The organism is Labrys okinawensis (genome assembly GCF_002982075.1).
GTDB classification, from domain to species: domain Bacteria; phylum Pseudomonadota; class Alphaproteobacteria; order Rhizobiales; family Labraceae; genus Labrys; species Labrys okinawensis_A.
In genome coordinates this window covers 110,865-132,749 of sequence record NZ_PUEJ01000003.1, presented here as the reverse complement: position 1 = coordinate 132,749, position 21,885 = coordinate 110,865, and the positions used below count along the sequence as shown (strand labels likewise).

Sequence of the window (21,885 nt, the reverse complement as noted above, 5' to 3'; positions counted from 1 at the left end):
GGGACCGGGAAACGCTTTAGCAGAAAAGGCGGCATGTCACGAGATGAAGCGCTCGATCATGGAACTGGCGCTGGAGGAAGCCCATGCTGCCGCAGGTCGCGGGGAGGTACCTGTCGGCGCGGTTGTCGTCAAGGACGGAGTGGTGCTTTCGCGCGAAGGAAACCGCACCCTGGCGCTGAAAGACCCCACTGCCCATGCGGAAATGCTCGCCATCCGCGCCGCCGCCCAGGTGATGGGCAGCGAGCGCCTCGTCGGCGCGGACCTTTATGTCACGCTCGAACCCTGCCCGATGTGTGCCGCGGCGATCTCCTTCGCCCGCATCCGGCGCCTCTATTTCGGCTGCGACGATCCCAAGGGCGGCGCGGTGGAGAATGGCGTGCAGTTCTACGCTTCCCCCACCTGCCACCATCGCCCGGACGTCTATTCCGGCATCCACGCCACCGCGGCCCGGACCTTGCTGCAGGATTTCTTCCGCTTGCGGCGTTAGCCGGCATCCACTTTCCGGTCCACGCTCCGGAACATCCTTCAGGAGCCCAGATGTCCGGGCTCCTTGGGCACCCCCTTCAAGGAGAGATGTTCCGGCGGTTCGGCCGGCGAGCCGTCGCTGGCAAAATGGGAGATCTGATACTGATCGTCCGGCTGGCGCTCGACCTTCATATATTTAGCCTGGCCGAAGGGCATGGTGCCGTTCACATAGAAGACCGACGGATCATATTGCTTGATCGCGACCGTCTTGCCCATCGCCTGGGCCGTCAATTGCATGAGCTGGAACTGGGTGGGACGGTCGAGCTGGCGGAACGCAGTGGCGATCGCCGAATCCGGCCTGTTGGTCATCAGCATCACCGGCACCACCGCCGTGCGCAGGTGGCGGATCAGGTGTCCCCACAACCCATCCTCGCCCATCAGCTCGTTGTGGTCGGAGGTGACGAAGATATAGACCGGGTCCTTCTCGGCCAGCATGGTGGCGATGATGTCGCTGGTGCTGCGGTCCCAGCACTGCAGGCCGGTGTCGTAGCGTGCGCGCCGGGCTTCGTCGGCGCTGCCGTCAGGTGACGTGAACACCTGGAACTCGCCCGCATATTTCTTGCAATTGTCGAGATAAGGCTCGTGATCGGCGCGCTGATGGACATAGATGAAGCGCCGCTCCGCCGCAGGCACGTCCTTGACGTCGTCGGCAAGCGACTCCTCGGCCGATTTTTCGGCCGTCTCGTCATAGGTCTCCACCGTCTTGGACTGCAGGGCATGCCGGGCTCCGCCGGCGATCTGCATGGTGTGGATGGCCTGGGCCGAATAGTAGTAGCTGGCGAAATCACCATCCTTGGCGATGTCGAAAATATTCACCGGCTGCCGCTCGGCCAAATTGGGGAAATAGACGAGCCTGAGCGCGGAGGGAACGCTGGCAAGCGTAGCCACGCCGCCGGAAAAGCCGATCTTGGCGAACATCCGCCATCCCGCCGGCGGTTCCCTGAACAGGTGATCGAGCCGCGGCGTGGTCTGCCGTGCCGCGCCAAACAGCGACATCCGCACCGGATTGATGGATTCGCCCATCACGAACACGACGGTCGCCCGGCCCTCCGGTATATCGGCCTTGTCGAAGATATGATCGGCCAACCCATTGAGGGAAGCCGGCGGCGCGGGTGCCCGGCTGGCGCGATAGGCCAGCACGCCGGCATTGGCGCTGGAGATGAAGGAAGCCGAATAGGCATTGGCCTGCACCACGCTCGGCAATTTGTGCAATTCCCAACGAGCGGCGACGCCACCGAGCGCCACCACGAGCAGGAGGGAGAATGCCCAGGATCTCCCGCTCCGCAGGGGGCGGATCAGCGAGAGTGCCACGAGCAGGACAGCCGTCGCCAGCGCCAGGAGCATCGGCAGCAGGAACTCGCTCTGGACCTGCAAGCCGGTCGAAACGGAATCGGCCGTATCACTGAAAAACAGCCTGACCTGCTCGGGCGTGAGGGGCGCTCCGAAATATACGAGCGAGCTCAGCCAGATGGCCTGATTCAAGAACACCAGGACGACGATGAGTATTCTGAACCAGGTCCCCGCCGACAAGGCGAAGAGCACTGAAAATGACAATAATGTTACAAAATATTCCTTCGTTCTGAACGGCGAAATATCCCATCCAAGACAAGAAAATATTACATCTGGAATACTCAGGATCGCTGCGACAAGAGCAATCTCTAGTATCTTCTTAGCAAAAATTCGCGAAAATGAAGTCATGTAAACCACATAAATGGCAATTATGTTCTTAGTTCCGGGAGGTCGGCCGAGAGCATCTGTATCGACCCGGCCGAAGATTTAATCCAAATTGCTTAAAAACAGAACAATAATGACAAAAATAGGAGCTGTCTCGCCCAATGGCCAGGATGGTGGCAACGGGCTGTCGTTTCGGCGCCGTGCCTGTTACCTTTCAGGCTTTCAGAACCTGGAGGTCATCGTGGGCGGGTTTGCAATCACACATTGGCTCATCCTGATCGCGTTTCTTGTCGTGTTCATCTATGTCGTGCGTATCGTCACACGGCGCCGCTGAGCCATTCTTCTGCCGTCCGAGGGGCGGTCGTCCGTCACCGGAACCGCGATGAGCCATTCGATCAAAGCCTTTCGGGCGACATGCCCGGGGGCGCGGCTGCAATCGGAGAGCTCGGCTCGCGGATTCGAGATCGCAGCGATTATTCTTGTGCCAAAACTTGCCCCGGCCGGTTTTGCTGCCTAAACAGCGGCAAGAATTTTGAAGGTTTGCAACGATGTCGGGCGAGAAGAAGCAGAAATTGAAGGCAAGGCAGGCACGCGGTTTCGTCGACCGCAATGCCGGAGAGATCGCGGCAACCCGCGCGATGGTTTCCGTGATCCAGGAAGTCTATGAGCGCTACGGCTTCGACCCGGTCGAGACGCCCTTCGTCGAATATACCGACGCGCTCGGCAAGTTCCTGCCCGACCAGGACCGCCCCAATGAGGGCGTGTTCTCCTTCCAGGACGATGACGAGCAGTGGCTGTCGCTGCGCTATGATTTGACGGCGCCGCTCGCCCGCTACGTCGCCGAGAATTTCGACGCCCTGCCCAAGCCCTATCGCAGCTACCGGGCCGGCTACGTCTTCCGCAACGAGAAGCCCGGCCCCGGCCGCTTCCGCCAGTTCATGCAGTTCGACGCCGATACCGTGGGTTCAGCCTCCGTCGCCGCCGATGCCGAGATCTGCATGATGGCTGCCGACACCATGGAAAAGCTCGGCATTCCCCGCGGCTCCTATGTGGTGCGCGTCAACAACCGCAAGGTGCTCGACGGCATCATGGAGGCGATCGGCCTGGCGGGTGACGAGAACGCCGGCCGCCGCCTCACGGTGCTGCGCGCCATAGACAAGTTCGACCGGCTGGGCCTGGAGGGCGTCAGGGCCCTGCTCGGAGCGGGCCGCAAGGACGAATCCGGCGATTTCACCAAAGGTGCCGGCCTCGACGACAGCCAGGCGCAGACCATTCTCGATTATGTGGCGGGGCAGAGCGGCTCCAATGCCGACACGCTTGCGCGCATCCGCCCATTGGTGTCGGGCTCGCCCGCCGGCAGCGAGGGAGTCGAGGAGCTCGCGCGCATCGCCGAACTGGTCGAAAAATCCGGCTACGGCACCGACCGCATCCTGATCGATACCTCGATCGTGCGCGGACTCGAATATTACACCGGCCCCGTCTACGAGGTGGAGCTGACCTTTGAGGTGAAGGACGAGCAGGGCCGGCCGGTGCGCTTCGGCTCGGTCGCCGGCGGCGGGCGCTATGACGGTCTCGTCGCCCGCTTCCGCGGCGAGCCCGTGCCGGCGACGGGCTTTTCCATCGGCGTCTCGCGGCTGCTCTCCGCCCTGACCGCCCTCGGCCGCGTCGACACCGCCGGTGTCGCCGGGCCCGTCGTGGTCTGCGTGATGGATCAGGCGCGCCTCGCCGACTATCAGGCGATGGCCAGCGAATTGCGCCAGGCCGGCATCCGCGCCGAGGTTTATCTCGGCGGTTCCGGCATGAAGGCCCAGCTCAAATATGCCGACCGCCGCAAGGCGCCGATCGCGGTGATCCAGGGCTCGGACGAGGCCGAGAAGGGCGAGGTCCAGCTCAAGGACCTGGCACTCGGCGCCGAAATGGCCAAGGCCATCGAAGGCAACACCGAATGGCGCGAGGCGAGGGTCGCCCAGCGCCAGGTGCCGCGGGCGGAGCTGGTGAAGGTCGTGAAGGAGATGCTGGGGTAGTTCCCGGGTGCGCGGACGTCTCGTCCGCTCTTCCTTTCTGCATTGCTCCGTTTCCAAGAGCGGACGAGACGTCCGCGCACCCGCGACATAAACCTCGTTTGCCCTTTCCAGTCGCACCCCGGGCCCTGCCCTGCTAGAAGACCCCGACACTCACCATGGACCGCCGGCATGCCCCATCCCGCCTATGAAGCCTTCGACGCGCTTGCCTCGCGCTCGGGCTATCAGCTGGTCGACCCGCCGATCCTGCAGCCGGCGGGCCTGTTCCTCGATCTCCTCGGCGAGGACATGCGCCGCCGCGCCTTCCTGACCACCGATGCCGAGGGACGGGAATTCTGCCTCAGGCCAGACTTCACCATTCCGGTGTCGCTGCATCATCTCGAGGCAGTGAAGGCCGGCGGGGTCGGCGCCTATGCCTATCGCGGACCGGTCTTCCGCTTCCGCACCGACGGCCCGAGCGAGTTCCTGCAGGCCGGCTTCGAGAATTTCGGCCGCAACGACAAGCCGGCCGCCGATGCCGAGATGCTGGCCATCGCCCTGGAGGCGGCCGGGGATCTCGGCCTTGCCCAGCCGGACATCCGCATGGGCGATGCCGGCATCGTCACCGCCATGCTCGATGCGCTGGATTTGCCGCCGGTCTGGCGCCGCCGCCTGACCAGCGACCTCAGGCGCTCCAAGGATCTCGACGAGGATCTTGCCCGCCTCGGCAGTGCCGCCCCCAAGAACGGCGCCGCCGCCTATGCCGGCTTCCTCGCGGCCCTCGAAGGCTCGGACCCGGGATCGGCCCGCGCCGCGGTCGCCGATCTCCTGTCGATCGCCGGCATCCAGCCGATCGGCGGACGCAGCGTCGATGAGATCGCCGACCGGTTCCTGGAACAGGCGGCGCTGTCCTCAGGTCTCGGCGTCGATGCCGACAAGGTGGCGATCACCCGGCGGATCTTTGCCGTCAGCGGCGATCCCGACGGTGCCAGCGCCGAATTGCGCGCCATTGCCGGCGAAGCCAGGCTCGATCTCAACGCGGCGCTCGATGCCTTCGACGAACGCACCGGCTTCTTCGCCGCCCGTGACATCGATGTCGGCGCGATCAAGTTCGCCACCGGCTTCGGCCGGCGCCTCGATTACTATACCGGCTTCGTCTTCGAGCTGACCGATCCGGCCGAGCCGGAAGCTGCCGCCCGCGTCGGCGGCGGACGCTACGACCAGCTGATGGCCCAGCTCGGCGCCGCCGAGGCCGTGCCGGCCGTGGGTTGCTCGATCTGGCTCGACCGGTTCGGCGGAGACGCATGATGACCAATCCCTCTCCCTCCCCGCTGCTTCTGGGCATCCCGTCCAAGGGCCGGCTGCAGGAAAACTGCACGGCCTTCTTCGAGCGTGCCGGCATCCGCTTCGTGCAGGAACGCGGCGCGCGCGACTATCGCGGCTCCGTGCCCGGTATGGACGATGTGGAGGTGCTGTTCCTCTCGGCTTCCGAGATCGCCGGCCAGCTCGCCTCGGGCGCCATCCATTTCGGCGTCACCGGCGAGGATCTGGTGCGCGAGAACATTGCGCGCGCCGATGAGCGGGTCACCCTGCTGCAGCCGCTCGGCTTCGGCCAGGCCAATGTCGTGGTCGCGGTGCCGCAGGCCTGGATCGACGTGCGCTCCATGGCCGACATCGAGGATGTCGCTGCAAGCTTTCGCCAGCGCCATGGCCGCCGCCTCAAGGTCGCGACCAAATATATCAATTTGACCCGCGCCTTCTTCTCGGCCCATGGGGTCGCCGATTATCTGATCGTCGAGAGCCTGGGCGCCACCGAAGGCGCACCGGCCTCCGGGGCGGCCGATCTCATCGTCGACATCACCACCACGGGCTCGACCCTCACCGCCAACGCACTGAAGGTGATCGAGGACGGCATCATGCTGAAGAGCCAGGCCAATCTCGTCGCCTCGCTCGGTGCCGACTGGAACGAACGTGCCCGCGCCGGCGCGGCAGCCATGCTCGGCCGCCTTGCCGCCAAGGCAAAGGGCAGTGCCCAGCGCGAAATCCGCTGCATCCTGCGCGGCGTCAACCAGCAGCATCTGCAGGATGCCGCCGGCCTGTTCGGCGCCAGCGCCCCGTTCGGCCTGCCGGCGCAGGGCCAGCCCCTTACCTTCCTGGTCCCGGCCGGACAGGTGTTCGACTTCGCTGCCTGGCTGACGGCGCAGGGCGCCGCTTCGATCGCGGTGACCAGCCTCGATTTCGTCTTCGAGCCGCAGAGCGCGCTCTATGCGGAGCTGGAGAAGAAGCTGAGCTAGATAGGGGTGCCGATCTCCAGATCGGCATCTTTCTTCCTCGCAAACGCTACGTTTCCAAGATGGTCGATCTGGAGATCGACCCTCCAATCCCGCGCTAGTCCCAGCAAATGTTGGCGGCTGACCGAGACATCCGGCCCTCCCCCAGGAAGTTACGCTTCGAACAGTTCCGGCATAAGGGCTCTGGCGACCGGCTTCAGCTTCTCCGCCTCGCTCTGCGGGATCCAGCGATAGGGGCGCCTCAAGCGTGGACCGACGGGGCCCCAGGCCCCGATCGCGGCCAGGAGCTTGTCCAGCGCGGCGTTGGAATAGCCGTGATCGCGCCGGAACGGCACGATATGCTCGTCCATGAAGCGGCAGATGCGGTGCTCCAGATCGAGCGCGGTCCCGATGTCATCGGCCATGCTATCCGCCCAGGCCTGGGCGCCGCGGGGGCTGAGGCAGGCGACATTGGAAAAGGCGCCGGCCGCCACGCCCGCCTTGAGGCCGGTGGCGAGGTGATGGCCGGGAACGAAAAGCGCGATGCCTGCAAGATACCGGCGCGCGGCCACGTACCAGGCCTCGTCGCCATCGGCGAGCTTGATGGCCTTGACAGACGGGACCGCTTGCGTGAGCCGGCCGAGCACCTCCGGCGGCAACACCCTCTTGGCATGCGGCGGATTGTAGAGCACCAGCGGCAACTCGCGTGCCGCTTCCGCCATCATCGCCAGGAAATCGATCGCCTCCTCGTCGGTCACCGGCCACCAGTCCGGCAGGATGACCTGGATGGCCGCGGGCTGCAGTCCGGCCGCCCGCCGCACCCGCTCAAGCGACTGGCGGGGATCTCCCTGGCAGGCGCCGATCACGAAGGGCATGCCGGCCGCCCGGCATTTTTCGGCCAGCAGAGCCTGGATCGCCTCATATTCGGTTTCGGTCTGGTTGTGGAATTCGCCGGCCGTGCCGTTGGAGTAGATGCCGTCGACGCCAGCAGCGATCAGGATGTCGATCTCCTCGCCGAGGCGACCGGAATCGATGGCATCGTCGGCTGCGATCGGCAGCAGCAGCGTTGCCCAGTTGCCGCGAAGGGTCATGCGCTGATGTCCTGTCGGATACAGGCCTTGAAATGGCCCGGCTCGACTTCCTCGAGCCTGGGAACTTCGCGGGCACAGGCTTCGATCGCATGCGGGCAGCGGGTGCGAAAGACGCAGCCCGAGGGCGGACTGGCCACCGAGGGAATATCGCCTTTCAGGATCTGGCGCTCGCGCGGCCGGTCGGGGTCCGGCTCGGGGATCGCCGAGAGCAGCGCCCTGGTATAAGGATGCTTGGGCGCCTCGTAGAGCCGGTCGCAAGGGGCGATCTCCATGATGCGGCCGAGATAGAGCACGATGACGCGGTCGGCGATGAACTCGACCACGGCAAGATCATGCGAGATGAACAGCATGGTCAGGCCGAGGCGGGCCTGGAGGTCACGCAAAAGATTGACGATCTGCGCCTGGATCGAGACGTCGAGGGCCGAGACCGGCTCGTCGGCGACGATCAGGTCCGGCTGCAGGATCAGCGCCCTGGCAATGCCGATGCGCTGGCGCTGGCCGCCGGAGAATTCGTGGGCGTAGCGGTCGACGGCGTCGGGCGGCAGTTCGACGGCTTGGAGGGCGGCGCGGGCCTTGTCGAGGCGTTCGCGGCGCGTGCCGATCGCCTGGATGGCGAGCCCTTCGCTCAGGATCTCGCCGATGGTCATGCGCGGCGACAGGCTGGCGAAGGGGTCCTGGAAGATATATTGCATGCGCCGGCGCTGGCGGCGCAGATCCCCGGCCGACAGGCGGGCGATGTCGCTGCCGTCGAACAGGATTTCGCCGGCGCTCGGCTCGATCAGCCGCAGGATCGAGCGCCCGATCGTCGTCTTGCCCGAGCCGGACTCACCGGCCAGCCCGACGACCTCGCCGCGCTTCACCTCGAAGGAAATGTCGTCGAGCACCCGGACGGGCGCGGCGCGGCCGAAACCGCCGCCATACTGCTTGGCGAGGCCGCGTACCTGAAGCAGCGGCGAGCCGGAAGGGGACGTCTCCATCTCACAACTCCTGCGAACGGATGCAGCGGCTGGCATGCCCCGGCCCGATTTCCGCCAGAGCGGGCATGACTCGTCGGCAGGCCGGCTGGGCCAGAGAGCAGCGGGAGGCGAAGGCGCAGCCCTGCGGCATGGCGGCGAGGCTGGGCACGGCACCGGAAATGGCGGCGAGGCGCCCGCCGGCCTTCTTGAGCCGGGTCGCCTCGCCGAGCCGCGGCACCGAGGCCAGCAAGCCCTTGGTGTAGGGATGCCGCGGACGCCGGAAGACCTCGCGGACAGGGCCCTGCTCGACAATGCGGCCGGCATACATCACGGCAACGCGGTGGGCGATCTCGGCGACCACGCCGAGATTGTGGGTGACAAACAGCACGCCCATGCCGTTCTCCGCCTGCAGGCGCCGCAGGAGGTCGAGGATCTGGGCCTGGATGGTGACGTCGAGCGCCGTGGTCGGCTCGTCGGCGAACAGCAGCACCGGATCGCAGGCGAGCGCCATCGCGATGGTGGCGCGCTGGCGCATGCCGCCGGAGAGTTCGTGTGGATATTGCCCGGCCCTGCGGGCGGGATCGGGGATGCCCACCTTGTCGAGCAGCGCCACGGCCGCGGCCATGGCCGCCTTGCGGGGCTGGCCCTTGTGCACGCGGAGGGGCTCGGCGATCTGGTCCCCGATGGTATAGACCGGGTTGAGGCTGGTCATAGGCTCCTGGAAGATCATGCTGATCTCGTTGCCGCGGATGCGCCGGCGCTCCTCGGCATCGAGCGTCGTGAGATCGCGCAGGGCGCCGCTCCTGCCCCGGAACCTTATGCTTCCGCCTGCCACCCGCGCGATCCTGCCCGGCAGCAAACCCATGATGGACTGGCCAGTCACCGACTTGCCGGAGCCGGACTCGCCCACCAGCGCCAGTGTTTCGCCGACGCCGATGGCGAGATCGAGTTCCGACACCGCCGGCACTTCGCGCCCGCTGACGCGGAACACCGTGTTCAGCCCTTCGATGGCGAGGATCGGCTGCGCGGCCATGGCCATGCTCAGGCCAACAGGCCGGTCTGGCGCAGGATCGTCTCGATCGCGGCCGCTTCGGCGTCGTTCAGCGCCCGCTGGGGACGCGCCATCTCATTGGTCTCGATGATCCCGAGCCGGCGCATCGCCGTCTTGAAGGCACCGACGCCGGCCGAGCCGGCGCTGACGCGCGGCGCGGCGACCCAGACCATCTCGAACAGGCGGCACAGGCGCTCTTGTTCCCGGCGTGCGCCAGTCCAGTCGCCCTTGCGGCAGAGGTCATAGAGCCGGACATAGCCGGCGGGATCGACATTGGCGAGGCCGGGCACGATGCCGTGGGCCCCCATCAGCAGGGCATTGTCGCAGACGATTTCCGAGCCGGTCATCATCATGATCTCGGGGCGGTCGGCGAGATCCATCAGGGCATAGCGGAAATTGCCGTCGTCGCCGCTGGAATCCTTCAGGCCGACGATGCTGCCCTCGCGGGCCAGCGTCACCACGGTGTGGCGGTCGAGCTTGAAATGCACGCAGACCGGGATGTCATAGGCGACCACGGGCACGTCGATGGCCTCGCGCAGGGTGCGGAAGTGATCGATCACCTCGGGGGCGCTGGTGCGGGCATAAAAGGGCGCGGTGGCGACCACGGCGCTCGCCCCGACCGACTGCGCCGTCCTGGCGTGGGCGATGACGCGATCGGTGGTGGGATCGACGACGCCGGCCAGGACCGGCACCCGGCCATTGACCCTGTCGATCGCGAATTCCAGCACCTTCCGACGCGTGGCCTCGTCGTGGAAGACGACCTCGCTGGTCGAGCCCAGCACGAAAAGCGCATGCACGCCGCCCGCGATCAGATGCTCGATCACCCGCGCGAAGGAGGGATAGTCCACTTCGAGGCTTGCGGTCAGAGGCGTGACGACCGGCGGCACGACGCCATGGAACAGGGGAGATGCGGAGGACATGGCAGACCTTTTGTTGAAATCAGTTGAGTTCGGAACGGGGATCGAAGGCATCGCGCAGGCCGTCGCCGACGAAATTGATGGCGAGCACCGTGAGGACGAGAGCGCCGCCGGCAAACAGCCATTGCCAGGGATATTGCTCCAGCACGACGGTGCTGCGGGCCGCGTTCAGCATGTTGCCCCAGCTCGCTTCCGGCGCCGGGATACCGAGCCCGAGGAAGGACAGGCCCGCTTCGAGCAGGATGGCGGCCGCGAATTGCAGGGCGGCATAGACCACAAGAATGTCGATGGTATTGGGCAGGCCATGGCGCCAGAGCAGGTGGCCGAGCGAGGCGCCCATGCCGCGCGCGGCGATGACGAAATCGCGCTCGCGCAGTTCCATCAGCCGCGCCCGCACCATGCGCGCCAGCACCGGCCAGGACAGCAGCGAGATCACCGCGATGGTGGAGAGGACGCCCGCGCCGGTGATCGAGGCGATCACCAGGAGCAGGATCACCGGCGGCAGCGTCATGGCGAGATCGACCAGGCGCATGATCACCGCATCGGCGATCCGCCCCGCCAGGGCGGCGAGCGCACCGACGACATAGCCGATGACCAGCGAGATCACCACGGAACTGCCTGCCACCAGCAGGGAGATGCGGCCGCCGCGCAGGACGCGCGCCAGTATGTCACGTCCGACACCATCCGTGCCGAACCAATGGGCGGCGCTGGGCCCCTTGTTGATGGCCAGGAGGTCGATGTCGTTGGGCTTGTAGCGCAGCAGCCAGGGGTGGAAGACCACCAGGGCCAGCATGACCAGCAGGATGGCGAGGCCCGCCAATGTGACGTTATTGGCGGCAAAGCGTCTCATAGCCCGAGCGAGCGGGCCATTGCCACGAGACCGGAGCTGTGTCGAAACCGCCATCTCAGCCAACCTTGATGCGCGGATCGACGGCCGCATAAGCGACATCGGTGAGGATGTTGACGACGATGACGCAGGCCCCCACCACCAGGGTCGCCCCCATGATCACCGGATAGTCGCGCGTCGACACCGCGTTGACGAGCAACAACCCCATGCCCGGCCAGTTGAACACGCTCTCCAGGAAGATGGCGCCGCCCACGGCGATGCCGATAGTGGAACCGATCAGCGTGACCACCGGCAGCAGGGCGTTGCGCAGCGCATGCTTGACGATGACCCAGAACTCCTTGACGCCCTTGGCCCGGGCCGTGCGCACATAGTCCTGGTTGAGCACCTCCAGCAGCGAGGCCCGCATATAGCGCATGATCAAGGCGGCATGTCCGATCGAGAGCAGGAGAGCCGGAAGGATGAGGTGACGCAGCAGGTCCGTCACCGAGAAGGGAGCGCCCGGGGTGAGCATGCCGCCCGACGGCGCCCAGCGCAGCAGCACCGAGAAGACGTAGAGACCGACCAGGGCCGTCAGGAAGGCGGGACTGGAGATGCCGAAGAAGGCGGCGATCGACAGGCCCACATCCGTCGGCGAGTTGCGCCTGACCGCGCCGAGAATGCCCGTTGCGATGCCGATGACGATGGCGATCGCCAGCCCGGCCCCCATCAGCAGCAGGGTCGGCCCGATACGCTCGCCGATGAGGCCGAGCACGGTGTCACCGTTGCGCTGCAGCGAGAAGCCGAGGTCACCCCTAGCCGCGCTGGCGAGCCAGGCGGCATATTGCACCGGCAAGGGCTGGTCGAGGCCGAGCCGGCTGCGCACCGCCGCCATGTCCTCCTGCGACATCGCGACATTCGGATTGATATAGGCGTCGATCGGGTCGCCCGGTGCCAGGCGCAGCAGCACGAAGACCAGCAGACTCAGGGCGACGAGCATGGCGGCCCCGACCAGCAGGCGGTTGAGGTAGTAGCGCAGCATGGCGTTCCTCGTGGGGGGCGGGGTTCGGGGTGGGCGAGGTCAGACAGGCGCGACTAACCTTCTCCCCTTGCGGGAGAAGGTGGCATTGCGAAGCAATGACGGATGAGGGGTGCAGGCAGATGGCTTGCCAAGTCGCGTTTCTCCCCTCATCCGCCCCTTCGAGGCACCTTCTCCCGCCAGGGAAGAAGGCTGATTGCGCTCTATTCCACCGCCCATTTTTCCGGATGAGCCGCATAGGGGCCGCCGCCGGGAGCCGGCAGCCACACGAAGTTCTTCAGCTTGCTCGACGCAACGCCATAGCGATTGGCGACCCAGAGCGTCGCCCAAGGCAGGTCGGCATTCATCGCCTTGCAGACGGCCTGGTAGCGCTCGGCCTGCCTGGCGTCGTCGGATTCGTTCAGCGCCGCGTCGAAGGCCTGCGTCACCGACGGCATCCTGATGCGCAGGAAATTGGCGCCCTGCGGCGGAATCTGCTTCTCGTTGAGGCCCATGTTGAGGCCGCCGGGATCCGGGCCGTTGCGCAGGCCGGCATAGACGAGCGGGAACTGTTTCCAGTCCGGCTTCTGGGCATAGATGGTGCCGTTATAGGTCGGCGTATCGACGGCGCGCGGCACCACGTTGATGCCGACCTGGGACAGCATGGCCTGCACGGCGGCGAGCACATTGGTGGCCTGCGGCGTGTTATAATAGGTCAGCAGGGTGATCGGCTTGTCGCCATTGATCTTGTCCCAGCCCGCCTCGGCTAACAATTGCTTGGCCTTTTCGGGATCATAGGCATAGGGATCGAGGCCGGCGGGCTGCAGCCGGTCGGCGACATAGCCGCAATTGGCTGTTTTGGCAGCCCCGCCATAGAGACTCTGGACGATCGCGTCGCGATTGATGGCGTGCATCACGGCCTGGCGCACCTTGAGGTCCTTCCACAGGGGCGCTTCCTGGTTGAAGCCGAGATAATTGACCACGAAGGAATTGCCGTCGATGACGCGATAGGCATCGTTGCCCTTGAAGGAGGCGGCGTCATCGGCCTCCACATAGCTGAAGCTGATCTCCCCGGCGCGCAGGGCTGCCACGGCCGCGGCCGTGTTGGCGAAGTAGCGATTGATGATGCGCCCCGTCACCGGCTTGCCGCCGCGATACTCGTCATTGGCGGCGAGCTCGACATATTGGTCGGTGACATAGCGCGAGAACTTGTAGGGGCCGGTGCCGATTGGCGTCTTCGACCACCAGGGGTTCTTGGCAAGCGTCTCCGCCGCAATATCCTTCAGCGCGTGCTGAGGCAGCATCATCAGCTGGGTCAGCGTGTCGAGCAGGCCGGCATTCGGGGCCGACAGCCTCAGGACCACCGTATGGGCGTCGGGAGTCTCGACCGCCTTGATCGCGCTGAGGCGGGCGGCGAAAACCGAACCGGTGGCGCCGTTCTTGGCGGTCTCGATGGTGAATTTCACATCAGCCGAGGTGAAAGGCTGGCCGTCATGCCATTTGGTGTCGGCCAGGGTGAAGCTGTAGGAGAGCCGGTCGGCGCTGACCTCGAACTTGGTGGCGAGCGCTCCTTCGATCTTCTCCAGCTTGCCGTCATAGATCACCAGAGGCTCGAAATAGAGATTGAGCCAGGTGAAGCCGCCGGTGGCAGCCAGCGGGTTGAAATTGCCCTGGAACCCACCCGGACCGACATCGAAGGCCCCGGTTATCGCCGTGCCATCCGCAGCCCGGGCTGGCTTGGTGGTGGGTAGTGCCATGATCGTCGCGGCCAAAAGCGCGAGCGCGATCTTCCTCAGTGCCATGATTTCTCCCCTCGTCTCTTCTTGTCTGGTCGTGCCGCAGGCCTCTCAGTCGGGCGTCGGCGCTGTCTTCCTGGTCGCAAGCAGGCGGGCGATGCCGTCATAATGCTGATCGAGCCGGCTGCGAGCGGCCTCGACGTCCCGCGCCGCCACGGCGGCATAGATGTCGTAATGGTCCTGCCAGGTGGCCATCGGATCGATATTGGCCAGGTTGACGAAATCCGATGCCTTGTAGAAGGCGAGCCAGAACACATCGATCAAGCTGGTCAGCATGCGATTGTCCTGGCAGCGGAACAGCAGGTTGTGGAAACGCTGATCCTCGGCGGCAAAATTCTGGTTGCGCTCGGCGGCCTGCCGCATCTGCTCGACCGTCTGGCGCAATTCCTCGATGTCGTCCTCGCCGATCAGCGCGACCGTCTTGGCAATCAGGCCGACCTCGAGCACGCGGCGGATCTCGAGCACCTCCTCGACCTCGCGCAGGGCCCCGCCCAGGCCATAAGCGAGATTGTCGAGCAGCGGCGCGAAGGAGAAAGCCTTTACGAAGACGCCGATGCCGCGGCGCGTCTCCAGGATACCGACCGACTCCAGCGCCTTGATCGCCTCGCGCACCGAATTACGGCTGACGCCCAATTGCTGGGCGAGGAACCCCTCCGGCGGCAGCGCCGAGCCGGGCCCGAGCTGGTTGTCGGCGATATAGCTTTTCAGGCTCTCCTGCACGGAGACATGCAGGAGCGGCGGCCGGTCGAGCGGCTTGATCGACTTCACCTTGCCTGCCCTTGCCACGTCCACAGCCACCAGCCCTCATTGTCTGTGGCTTGATAGTGATTGACTTGTAGGATATCTGTCAAGTCAATCTTTGAACCGCGGAGGAAAGGGCCATGCGCATCGCCCTGGCAGGCGTCGGACATTGGCATGCGGCCATGCACCGGGAGGCCGCCCGCCAGGCCGGGGCAACCATCACCGGGGTGTGGGACGAGGATGCCGACGTCGCGGCGCGCTTTGCCCGGGAAAACGGCCTCGAGACCCACGCCTCTCCCGAGGCCTTGGCCGGGGCCCGGCCGGACCTGGTGGTGCTGATGGGCAGGCCAACGGGTCTGGTCGAGCGCGCCATCGCGCTTGTCGATGCGGGGCTTGCCGTGATGCTGGAAAAGCCCGCGGCACTAACGGCAGGCGAACTCGAACCGCTCAGGGAACGCGGCCGGCGGGGTGCCTTCATCGCCGTGCCGCTTCCCAATCGCTGCAGCCCGATCTGGTCGCGCATCGCCGAGCTGGCCGCCGCCGGCCGGCTCGGCGGGCTTTCTCACGCCCAGTTCCGCATCGTGAACGGCCCGCCGGAGCGCTACCGGATCGACGGCGTGCCCTGGCTGCTGGCACCGCAGACCAGCGGCGGCGGCGCCCTGCGCAATCTCGGCATCCATGGCGTCGATGCCGCGCTGGCCCTGGCAGGCGACAACGGGCTGGAACTGGTTTCCGCCTCCCTCGGCCGTCTTCATGGCGAGGCCGTCGAGGACTACGCCGTCCTGGTCCTGCGCAATAAACGGGGGCTGATCGTCACCGTGGAGGCCGGCTATACCTACGCCTCGATGGCGCCGGGCGGTGACTTCGAATGGCGCATTTCCAGCGCGAACGCCTATCTCGTCGACCGCGGAAACCATTGCCGCATCACGACGCTCGACGACGCGGCCACGCAGGAGGAGCCGCCCTTGCCGCCCGGCGAGCGCTACAAGGCCTTTATGGCGGACACGCTGGCCCGGCTGGCCCGTGGCCAACCCCCGCTCGTCGGCATCGAGGACTATTGGCGGGCCATGACGCTGATCGACGAGGCCTATCGGAGGACGGCGGCATGATCGGCATCGGCATCATCGGGGCCGGCCATTTCGGCGCGGTGCACGCCAGGGCGATTGCCGCAACCGGGGGCCTGCGTGTCGCAGCCATCTGCCGGGAGGATGCCGCAGCAGCCCGGGCTTTCGCGCGCGAGCATGGCGGCAACGCCCATACCGATTGGCGCGCCGTGCTCGACGATCCCGCCGTGGATGCAGTCGTGATCGCCACGCCCCATCACCTCCACGCCGAAATGGCCGTGGCGGCGGCGCGGGCCGGCAAGCATATCCTGCTGGAAAAGCCGATGGCACCGACGCCGGCCGAATGTGACGCCATCAATGCCGCCTCAGCCGAGGCCGATATCCGGCTGATGGTCGGCCATGTCATGCATTTCGCCCGCCCCTGCCTCGTCGCCAAGGAAATCCTCGACAGCGGCACGCTCGGCCGGCCGGTGCTCGGCTCGAGCTGGATGATCAAATTGTGGATGGAAGCCAATCGCCGCCCCTGGCACCTCTCCCATGCGACCGGCGGCGGCATGCTGATGACGGCCGGCATCCACGCTCTCGACCGCCTGGTCTGGCTGATGGACGGCGAGGTCGCCGGGGTGAGCGCCCTCTCCGGCACCTGGTTCCACCGGCAGGAAGCCGATGACAGCGCCTTGATGCTGCTGCGCTTCACGGACGGGCGCATCGGCCAGGTCGCCAGCATCGGCTATCGCGACGGCGCCGTGAGCTTCGCCATGGACCTCGTCTGCGAAGGCGGCACGCTGCGGATCGATTTCGACAACGGCGTCGCGATCGGGCGCGGCGGCAGCTGGAGCCCGATCGCCCATTCCGCCGATCCGGACTGGATGCAGCGTGCCGTCGAGGCCGAGTGGCGGGCCATGGCAGCCGCCATCGAGGCAAACGCGCCGGTTCCCGTCGATGGAGCCTATGCGCGCCACCTGATCGCCTGTCTCGAAGCGGCCAGCCGCGCCCATGCCGAAAAGCGGGAGATCAGGTTAGCGGGCTGAAAATACAATGAAGAGCCGGCTATTCATCAGCTGAGCTATACGGCCTATTCGATTTTACCCGGGTTATTGAGACGAGGCCCAGCTTTTATGTAAGATGCCTCACCTTTGCCCTCCTATAGAGATTGTCATGTCAGAAATTGCAAAGCCCGTCTGGTTCATCACCGGCTGCTCCACCGGCTTCGGCCGGGAACTGGCGCGCCATACGCTTTCGCTGGGCTATCCCACCGTGGTCACGGCGAGGAATCCGGCGCAACTCGAGGACTTCGTCATGGAGTTCGGCGATACGGCACTGGTGCTCAAGCTCGACGTGACGAAGCAGGCGGACATCGATGCCGCCATCGCTGTCGCGCAGGAGCGGTTCGGACGCATCGACGTCCTCGTGAACAATGCCGGCATCGGCTATTTCGGCTCGTTCGAGGAAAGCGACATGGCCGAAGTCCACAAGATGTTCGACATCAATGTCTGGGGCCTGACGGCCATGACGCGTGCGGCGCTGCCGCTGATGCGCCAGCAGCGCTCGGGCACCATCGTCAACATCTCCTCGCTCGGCGGGCTTCGGGCGGCGCCCTCCGTCAGCTTCTACACCGCCACCAAATTCGCGGTGGAGGCCCTGTCGGAAGCGCTTTCCCAGGAGGTCGCACCGCTGGGCCTCAAGGTGCTGATCGTGGAGCCGGGCCCGTTCAGGACCGACTGGGCCGGACGCTCGGCCAACGAGGCGCCGCAGACCATCGACGCCTATCGCGAGACGTCCGGTGCGCGCCAAAGCCAGATCCGCGGCTATAGCGGCCAGCAGCCCGGCGATCCCGTGCGCGCCGCCCAGGCGATCGTCAAGGCCGTCGAAGCCGACAACCCGCCGCTGCGCCTGCTGCTCGGCAAGATCGCGCTCGAAGGTGCACGCACCAAGATCGCCCAGCTCACCCAGAATTTCGATGCCTGGGAAGAGGTGACCAAGGGCGCCGATTATCCCGAGGGGCAATAGGCGAAGCGGCGGCGACAATCCTCGCCGCCGGCCTTGCCTTGCGAAGGCGCGCCGACACCAAGGTGCTGCGTCCAAAGAGTTGGAGCGAAATGGCGTTTCCGTGCAAACGCACTTTGCCCTAGCGGTAGCGCGCCACGCACTGCATCAGCGCGCTCAAGGCCGACGACGTACCGTTCAAGGTGACCGAGAAGGGCTTGTTGCCGCGCGGCTGGAAATAGAGAACCCGGCCGGCCCGGATCTCCTGGAAGAGCTGCGTGGAATCGGCCAGCGGAATCAGGAGCCGGGTCGGCGCCGTTGCTTTGGCGCCGCCGGCACGCGAGCGGTAATTGTCGACCCAATAGGTCACATCGCCCCGCGAATCCCTGACCCAGTTCCAGTTGGGATTCTCGATGACCATGCCCCAGGCCGCCTCACGCGTCAGCAGGAAGTACACCGCCGCGCCCCGGGAATATCGGCCGGTAGAGGCGCAATATTCGAAACGGCCGTTGTTCGCATTGGCTTCGATCACCCATTGCCCCAGGTCGTAACGGCCGATGACCTCGCTTCTGGCGCTCCCGATCCCAAGCAAAGCAATACCTGCCGCCGCCAAAGCGATATAACCTTTATGCTGCATGCCAGCCCCTTCCCCATTGCCGATTCAATCGAAATCATCAGAGGTCATTCGGGCATGTTGCACGCCGCGCAAATTATCCTCTGCCCCTCGCGATGAAATACATAGCACGGCACTTATAGATCTCGGGCGATCTAATATAGTTGCGACGCAACCTTGTGTTCCCTACGGAACTTTTTGCTGGCCGCCGATGCTTGTCGAAGGCCGCTCGCTCCGGGAAGACAGGTCGCGATCCAAAGGCGCCGTCGCTATTTCTCAGCCGTCTCTGGTCCAAACGTGACGAATCCTGCTATTGCGCCTGTCATGACTGAACGTCCCAAGCTCGTGCTCGCTTCCGCCAGCCCGCGCCGTCATGCCCTGCTCGAGCAGGCAGGCTGCGAGCCGGATGCGCTGCTGCCCACCGATATCGACGAAACGCCCAGGCGCGGCGAAGCGGCGCGCATGCTGGTGCAACGCCTTGCCAGGGGCAAGCTCGAGGCCGCTCTGACGACCCTCGGGAGCCGGCCCGATCTCACCGGAGCCTATACGGTGTCGGCCGATACGGTGGTGGCCTGCACCGGGCGCATCCTGCCCAAGGCCGAAACGCGCGAGGACGCAGAAGCGTGCCTGCGCCTACTGTCGGGCCGTAGCCATATCGTGATGACGGGCGTCGCCGTCGCCGATCCGCATGGGACCATCAGGACCCGGCTGGTGGAGACGCGGGTGCGCTTCAAGCATCTGTCGCTCGACGAACTCAATGCCTATCTCGATTCCAACGAATGGCACGGCAAGGCGGGCGGATATGCCATTCAGGGCCTGGCCGGCGTGTTCGTGCTGCGGCTCGTCGGGTCCTATACCAATGTCGTCGGCCTGCCGCTCTATGAGACGGTGAGCCTTCTCGAAGGTGCGGGCTTCCCGGTCCGCGGCACCTGGAGGGACGAATTGTGAGCGAACCGACCCCGACCCCTCTCGTCAAGCGCAAGTGCCCGATCTGCGGCAAGCCCAGCGTCGAGGCCAGCAAACCCTTCTGCTCCAAGCGCTGCGCCGACATCGATCTGTCGCGCTGGCTGAAGGGCGTCTACGCCATTCCCGGCGAGGAGGCCGACCAGGCCGATCCTGACAACCGGGACGATTATCCGAAGACAGAGCGTGACCGATGAGCGAACCGCAGCGTTATACGAGCAGCAGCCTCGAAGCCTTTCTCGAATCCGCCCTCCTGGCCGGCGGGGCCGATGTCCCCTCGGCACGGGCCGCCACCCGCGCCATGATGCATGCCTCGCGCCTCGGCGTGGACAGCCATGGCGTCCGGCTGCTGCCCTATTATCTGTCGGTGCTGGCCAGCGGCGAGATCAACGGCCATCCCCAGATCGAGGTGCTGCGGGGCGAAGGCGCCACCGCCGTTCTCGACGCCGATGGCGCCATCGGGCATCTGGCCTGCTACCGGGCCATGGAAGTCGCCGTGGACATCGCCAGGACCCAGGGCATCGGCGCGGTCACCATCCGGCGCTCCTCCCATATGGGCGCGGCCGGCGCCTATCCGATGTGGGCGGCCGAGCAGGGCTTCATCGGCCTCCTCACCGCCAATTCCGACGCGGCCGTCAGGCTGTTCGACGGGCGCGACGCCTTCCACGGCACCAGCCCGATCGCCATCGGCGCACCGGTGCCCGGCCAGCGCCCCTGGCTGATGGACATGGCGACCAGCGCAATCCCGCAGAACCGCGTGCTGCTCTACCGTTCGCTCGGCCTGCGCTTGCCGCAGGGCGTGGCGGTCGACGAGAAGGGCGTCAACACCACCGATCCCGAGGCCGCCCGCGTGCTCTCCCCGGTTGGCGGCGAGCAGGGCTTCAAGGGCGCGGCGCTGGCCGGCCTGGTGGAGATCCTGTCGGCGCCCCTCACCGGCATGGCCCTCTCCACCGAACTGGTGCCGATGTATGGCCAGCCCTCGACCGGTGCCCCACGCGACATGGGCGGCTTCGCCCTCGCCATCAATCCTTCGGCCTTCATTGCCCCCGAGATCTATGGCGCGATCATGATTCGCTACCTCGCCAATATCCGTGCCGCCGTGCCGGCAGAGGGTGCGACCGGCAAGCCGATGGCCCCGGGCGATCGCGAATGGGCCGTCGAAGAGGAACGGGCCCGCAACGGCGTACCGGTCGATCCGGTCAGCGAAGAGGCCTTCGCAGAACTCGCCGGCCAGTATGGACTGACCCTGCCGCAAAAGGCATGAGGCGGAGCGCGGGTATCTGTCCGCTCTTCAAAGAAAGGCTTGACTCTTGTACCGATCGGTCCATTGTGGACCAGTCGGTACAAGAAAGGATATCCTCATGCCCGAACAACGCCCGCCGCTGCCTCCCTTCACCCGGGACACCGCGATCCAGAAGATCCGTGCCGCCGAGGATGGCTGGAACAGCTGCAACCCCGAGCGCGTCTCGCTCGCCTACACACCCGACAGCCGCTGGCGCAACCGGTCGGAGTTCCTGAACGGGCGTGCGGAGATCGTCGCTTTCCTCACGCGCAAATGGCAGCGCGAGCAGGACTATCGCCTGATCAAGGAATTATGGGCCTATGGCGACAACCGCATCGGCGTGCGCTTCGCCTATGAATGGCATGACGATGCCGGCAACTGGTTTCGCTCCTACGGCAACGAGAACTGGGAATTCGACGAGAACGGCCTGATGGCAGTGCGCCATGCCTCCATCAACGACCTGCCGATCGCCGAGAGCGAGCGCAAGTTCCACTGGGACCGCAGCGCTCCCCGCCCCGCCGGCCACCCGGGCCTCAGCGATCTCGGCCTCTAGATGAAGACCATCCGCGAGCGCGCCGACATTATCCCGGCCCTCACCGAGGTCTTTCGCAGCCATGGCTATGAGGGCGCCAGCCTCGCCCTCATCGGCCAGCACACGGGCCTGGGCAAGGGCAGCCTCTACAATTTCTTTCCCGGCGGCAAGGAGGAGATGGCGGCTGCGGTGCTCGACCATATCGATGGCTGGTTCCGCACCCATGTCTTCGAGCCGCTGCGCGCCACTTCGGACCCGGCAAGGGCGATCTCGGCCATGTTCGAGGCAACGGATCGCTATTTCCATTCGGGCGGTCGGGTCTGCATCGTGGGCGTCTTCGCTCTCTCCGACGTGCGCGATCGTTTCGCCGAACGCATCAACGCCTATTTCGCAGAATGGCGCGATGCCCTGGCGCAAGCCCTGCAGCGGCTGGGCAAGGAACCCGGTGCGGCGGCCGAGCTCGCCGAAGACATCGTCGCCGGCATCCAGGGCGCCCTGGTCACGGCACGCGCGCTCGGCGATCCCGCCCTGTTCGGCCGGCGCCTGGCGCGACTGAAGGCGCTCATCCCCGTCGCCTGAGCTC

Annotated in this window: 22 protein-coding genes; 12 read left to right on the top strand and 10 right to left on the bottom strand. The window is 65.8% G+C overall.

What is annotated here, in order from left to right; all coding sequences use genetic code 11:
- Nucleotides 1-43: 43 nt before the first annotated feature.
- A complete protein-coding gene (locus C5L14_RS07675; RefSeq protein WP_105861461.1) occupies nt 44-487 on the top strand; it encodes a nucleoside deaminase in 444 nt (147 codons plus the stop codon).
- A gap of 38 nt (nt 488-525) precedes the next feature.
- On the opposite strand, the gene C5L14_RS07670 is transcribed toward C5L14_RS07675, so the two are convergent.
- Nucleotides 526-2,079, bottom strand: coding sequence for a sulfatase-like hydrolase/transferase (locus C5L14_RS07670; protein WP_181161075.1), 1,554 nt, complete (start codon nt 2,077-2,079; stop codon nt 526-528).
- A gap of 668 nt (nt 2,080-2,747) precedes the next feature.
- On the opposite strand from C5L14_RS07670, the gene hisS reads away from it, so the two are divergent.
- From hisS to hisG, 3 genes are all read left to right on the top strand, one after another.
- Nucleotides 2,748-4,223, top strand: coding sequence for a histidine--tRNA ligase (gene hisS, locus C5L14_RS07665; RefSeq protein WP_105861459.1), 1,476 nt, complete (start codon nt 2,748-2,750; stop codon nt 4,221-4,223).
- A 168-nt stretch (nt 4,224-4,391) separates the two neighbouring features.
- Complete coding sequence (locus tag C5L14_RS07660; RefSeq protein ID WP_105861458.1) at nt 4,392-5,507, top strand: ATP phosphoribosyltransferase regulatory subunit; 1,116 nt, start codon at nt 4,392-4,394, stop codon at nt 5,505-5,507.
- On the top strand, nt 5,507-6,493 hold the full coding sequence (hisG, locus tag C5L14_RS07655; RefSeq protein ID WP_105861457.1) for an ATP phosphoribosyltransferase: 987 nt from the start codon (nt 5,507-5,509) through the stop codon (nt 6,491-6,493). Before C5L14_RS07660 ends, hisG begins: the two co-directional genes overlap by 1 nt.
- A 149-nt stretch (nt 6,494-6,642) precedes the next feature.
- On the opposite strand, the gene C5L14_RS07650 is transcribed toward hisG, so the two are convergent.
- The 8 genes from C5L14_RS07650 to C5L14_RS07615 form a co-directional block, all read right to left on the bottom strand.
- The gene (locus C5L14_RS07650) at nt 6,643-7,560 is read right to left on the bottom strand and encodes a dihydrodipicolinate synthase family protein (RefSeq protein WP_105861456.1); all 918 of its coding nucleotides are present in this window, start codon (nt 7,558-7,560) and stop codon (nt 6,643-6,645) included.
- Nucleotides 7,557-8,537 (bottom strand): ABC transporter ATP-binding protein, encoded by a 981-nt coding sequence (locus C5L14_RS07645; RefSeq protein WP_105861455.1) that lies wholly within the window; start codon nt 8,535-8,537, stop codon nt 7,557-7,559. The genes C5L14_RS07650 and C5L14_RS07645 overlap by 4 nt, the downstream gene beginning before the upstream one ends.
- Before the next feature lies 1 nt (nt 8,538).
- Complete coding sequence (locus C5L14_RS07640; protein WP_105861947.1) at nt 8,539-9,549, bottom strand: ABC transporter ATP-binding protein; 1,011 nt, start codon at nt 9,547-9,549, stop codon at nt 8,539-8,541.
- A gap of 8 nt (nt 9,550-9,557) precedes the next feature.
- Nucleotides 9,558-10,487 (bottom strand): dihydrodipicolinate synthase family protein, encoded by a 930-nt coding sequence (locus C5L14_RS07635; RefSeq protein ID WP_245196543.1) that lies wholly within the window; start codon nt 10,485-10,487, stop codon nt 9,558-9,560.
- 19 nt (nt 10,488-10,506) lie between these two features.
- On the bottom strand, nt 10,507-11,388 hold the full coding sequence (locus C5L14_RS07630) for an ABC transporter permease (RefSeq protein ID WP_245196542.1): 882 nt from the start codon (nt 11,386-11,388) through the stop codon (nt 10,507-10,509).
- A gap of 1 nt (nt 11,389) precedes the next feature.
- Nucleotides 11,390-12,349, bottom strand: coding sequence for an ABC transporter permease (locus tag C5L14_RS07625; RefSeq protein WP_105861452.1), 960 nt, complete (start codon nt 12,347-12,349; stop codon nt 11,390-11,392).
- Nucleotides 12,350-12,549: 200 nt separating this feature from the next.
- Nucleotides 12,550-14,127 carry an ABC transporter substrate-binding protein gene (locus C5L14_RS07620; RefSeq protein WP_105861451.1) on the bottom strand — a complete coding sequence of 526 codons (1,578 nt, stop codon included), beginning with the start codon at nt 14,125-14,127 and terminating at the stop codon, nt 12,550-12,552.
- 45 nt (nt 14,128-14,172) lie between these two features.
- Nucleotides 14,173-14,913 carry a FadR/GntR family transcriptional regulator gene (locus tag C5L14_RS07615; protein ID WP_245443333.1) on the bottom strand — a complete coding sequence of 247 codons (741 nt, stop codon included), beginning with the start codon at nt 14,911-14,913 and terminating at the stop codon, nt 14,173-14,175.
- A gap of 89 nt (nt 14,914-15,002) precedes the next feature.
- On the opposite strand from C5L14_RS07615, the gene C5L14_RS07610 reads away from it, so the two are divergent.
- The 3 genes from C5L14_RS07610 to C5L14_RS07600 all read left to right on the top strand — a co-directional run bounded on the left by C5L14_RS07610 (nt 15,003) and on the right by C5L14_RS07600 (nt 17,936).
- Nucleotides 15,003-15,971 (top strand): Gfo/Idh/MocA family protein, encoded by a 969-nt coding sequence (locus tag C5L14_RS07610; protein WP_105861450.1) that lies wholly within the window; start codon nt 15,003-15,005, stop codon nt 15,969-15,971.
- The gene (locus C5L14_RS07605) at nt 15,968-16,957 is read left to right on the top strand and encodes a Gfo/Idh/MocA family protein (protein WP_105861449.1); all 990 of its coding nucleotides are present in this window, start codon (nt 15,968-15,970) and stop codon (nt 16,955-16,957) included. The genes C5L14_RS07610 and C5L14_RS07605 overlap by 4 nt, the downstream gene beginning before the upstream one ends.
- Before the next feature lie 127 nt (nt 16,958-17,084).
- Nucleotides 17,085-17,936 carry an oxidoreductase gene (locus C5L14_RS07600; RefSeq protein WP_105861448.1) on the top strand — a complete coding sequence of 284 codons (852 nt, stop codon included), beginning with the start codon at nt 17,085-17,087 and terminating at the stop codon, nt 17,934-17,936.
- A 118-nt stretch (nt 17,937-18,054) separates the two neighbouring features.
- Here C5L14_RS07600 and C5L14_RS07595 read toward each other — a convergent pair whose 3' ends face one another.
- Entirely contained in the window at nt 18,055-18,549 is a 495-nt protein-coding gene (locus tag C5L14_RS07595) for a hypothetical protein (protein ID WP_105861447.1), read from the bottom strand.
- A 300-nt stretch (nt 18,550-18,849) separates the two neighbouring features.
- Between C5L14_RS07595 and C5L14_RS07590 the strand changes: the two genes are divergently transcribed.
- From C5L14_RS07590 to C5L14_RS07570, 5 genes are all read left to right on the top strand, one after another.
- Nucleotides 18,850-19,473, top strand: a complete 624-nt coding sequence (locus C5L14_RS07590) for a Maf family nucleotide pyrophosphatase (protein ID WP_105861446.1) — start codon at nt 18,850-18,852, stop codon at nt 19,471-19,473.
- The gene (gene yacG / locus C5L14_RS07585) at nt 19,470-19,685 is read left to right on the top strand and encodes a DNA gyrase inhibitor YacG (protein ID WP_105861445.1); all 216 of its coding nucleotides are present in this window, start codon (nt 19,470-19,472) and stop codon (nt 19,683-19,685) included. Before C5L14_RS07590 ends, yacG begins: the two co-directional genes overlap by 4 nt.
- Complete coding sequence (locus tag C5L14_RS07580; RefSeq protein ID WP_105861444.1) at nt 19,682-20,752, top strand: Ldh family oxidoreductase; 1,071 nt, start codon at nt 19,682-19,684, stop codon at nt 20,750-20,752. Before yacG ends, C5L14_RS07580 begins: the two co-directional genes overlap by 4 nt.
- 97 nt (nt 20,753-20,849) lie before the next feature.
- Nucleotides 20,850-21,323, top strand: a complete 474-nt coding sequence (locus tag C5L14_RS07575) for a DUF1348 family protein (protein WP_105861443.1) — start codon at nt 20,850-20,852, stop codon at nt 21,321-21,323.
- The gene (locus tag C5L14_RS07570; RefSeq protein WP_105861442.1) at nt 21,324-21,881 is read left to right on the top strand and encodes a TetR/AcrR family transcriptional regulator; all 558 of its coding nucleotides are present in this window, start codon (nt 21,324-21,326) and stop codon (nt 21,879-21,881) included.
- Nucleotides 21,882-21,885: the final 4 nt, after the last annotated feature.

Excerpts from the sequence above, each read along its gene's own strand:
- C5L14_RS07650 (WP_105861456.1), bottom strand. The coding sequence starts at position 7,560 with ATGACCCTTCGCGGCAACTGGGCAACGCTGCTGCTGCCGATCGCAGCC.
- hisG (WP_105861457.1), top strand. The coding sequence starts at position 5,507 with ATGACCAATCCCTCTCCCTCCCCGCTGCTTCTGGGCATCCCGTCCAAG.
- C5L14_RS07620 (WP_105861451.1), bottom strand. The coding sequence starts at position 14,127 with ATGGCACTGAGGAAGATCGCGCTCGCGCTTTTGGCCGCGACGATCATG.
- hisS (WP_105861459.1), top strand. The coding sequence starts at position 2,748 with ATGTCGGGCGAGAAGAAGCAGAAATTGAAGGCAAGGCAGGCACGCGGT.
- C5L14_RS07595 (WP_105861447.1), bottom strand. The coding sequence starts at position 18,549 with ATGCAGCATAAAGGTTATATCGCTTTGGCGGCGGCAGGTATTGCTTTG.
- C5L14_RS07590 (WP_105861446.1), top strand. The coding sequence starts at position 18,850 with ATGACTGAACGTCCCAAGCTCGTGCTCGCTTCCGCCAGCCCGCGCCGT.
- C5L14_RS07635 (WP_245196543.1), bottom strand. The coding sequence starts at position 10,487 with ATGTCCTCCGCATCTCCCCTGTTCCATGGCGTCGTGCCGCCGGTCGTC.
- C5L14_RS07675 (WP_105861461.1), top strand. The coding sequence starts at position 44 with ATGAAGCGCTCGATCATGGAACTGGCGCTGGAGGAAGCCCATGCTGCC.
- C5L14_RS07640 (WP_105861947.1), bottom strand. The coding sequence starts at position 9,549 with ATGGCCGCGCAGCCGATCCTCGCCATCGAAGGGCTGAACACGGTGTTC.
- C5L14_RS07575 (WP_105861443.1), top strand. The coding sequence starts at position 20,850 with ATGCCCGAACAACGCCCGCCGCTGCCTCCCTTCACCCGGGACACCGCG.
- C5L14_RS07610 (WP_105861450.1), top strand. The coding sequence starts at position 15,003 with ATGCGCATCGCCCTGGCAGGCGTCGGACATTGGCATGCGGCCATGCAC.
- C5L14_RS07605 (WP_105861449.1), top strand. The coding sequence starts at position 15,968 with ATGATCGGCATCGGCATCATCGGGGCCGGCCATTTCGGCGCGGTGCAC.
- C5L14_RS07645 (WP_105861455.1), bottom strand. The coding sequence starts at position 8,537 with ATGGAGACGTCCCCTTCCGGCTCGCCGCTGCTTCAGGTACGCGGCCTC.
- C5L14_RS07570 (WP_105861442.1), top strand. The coding sequence starts at position 21,324 with ATGAAGACCATCCGCGAGCGCGCCGACATTATCCCGGCCCTCACCGAG.
- C5L14_RS07600 (WP_105861448.1), top strand. The coding sequence starts at position 17,085 with ATGTCAGAAATTGCAAAGCCCGTCTGGTTCATCACCGGCTGCTCCACC.
- C5L14_RS07625 (WP_105861452.1), bottom strand. The coding sequence starts at position 12,349 with ATGCTGCGCTACTACCTCAACCGCCTGCTGGTCGGGGCCGCCATGCTC.
- C5L14_RS07660 (WP_105861458.1), top strand. The coding sequence starts at position 4,392 with ATGCCCCATCCCGCCTATGAAGCCTTCGACGCGCTTGCCTCGCGCTCG.
- C5L14_RS07580 (WP_105861444.1), top strand. The coding sequence starts at position 19,682 with ATGAGCGAACCGCAGCGTTATACGAGCAGCAGCCTCGAAGCCTTTCTC.
- C5L14_RS07630 (WP_245196542.1), bottom strand. The coding sequence starts at position 11,388 with ATGGCGGTTTCGACACAGCTCCGGTCTCGTGGCAATGGCCCGCTCGCT.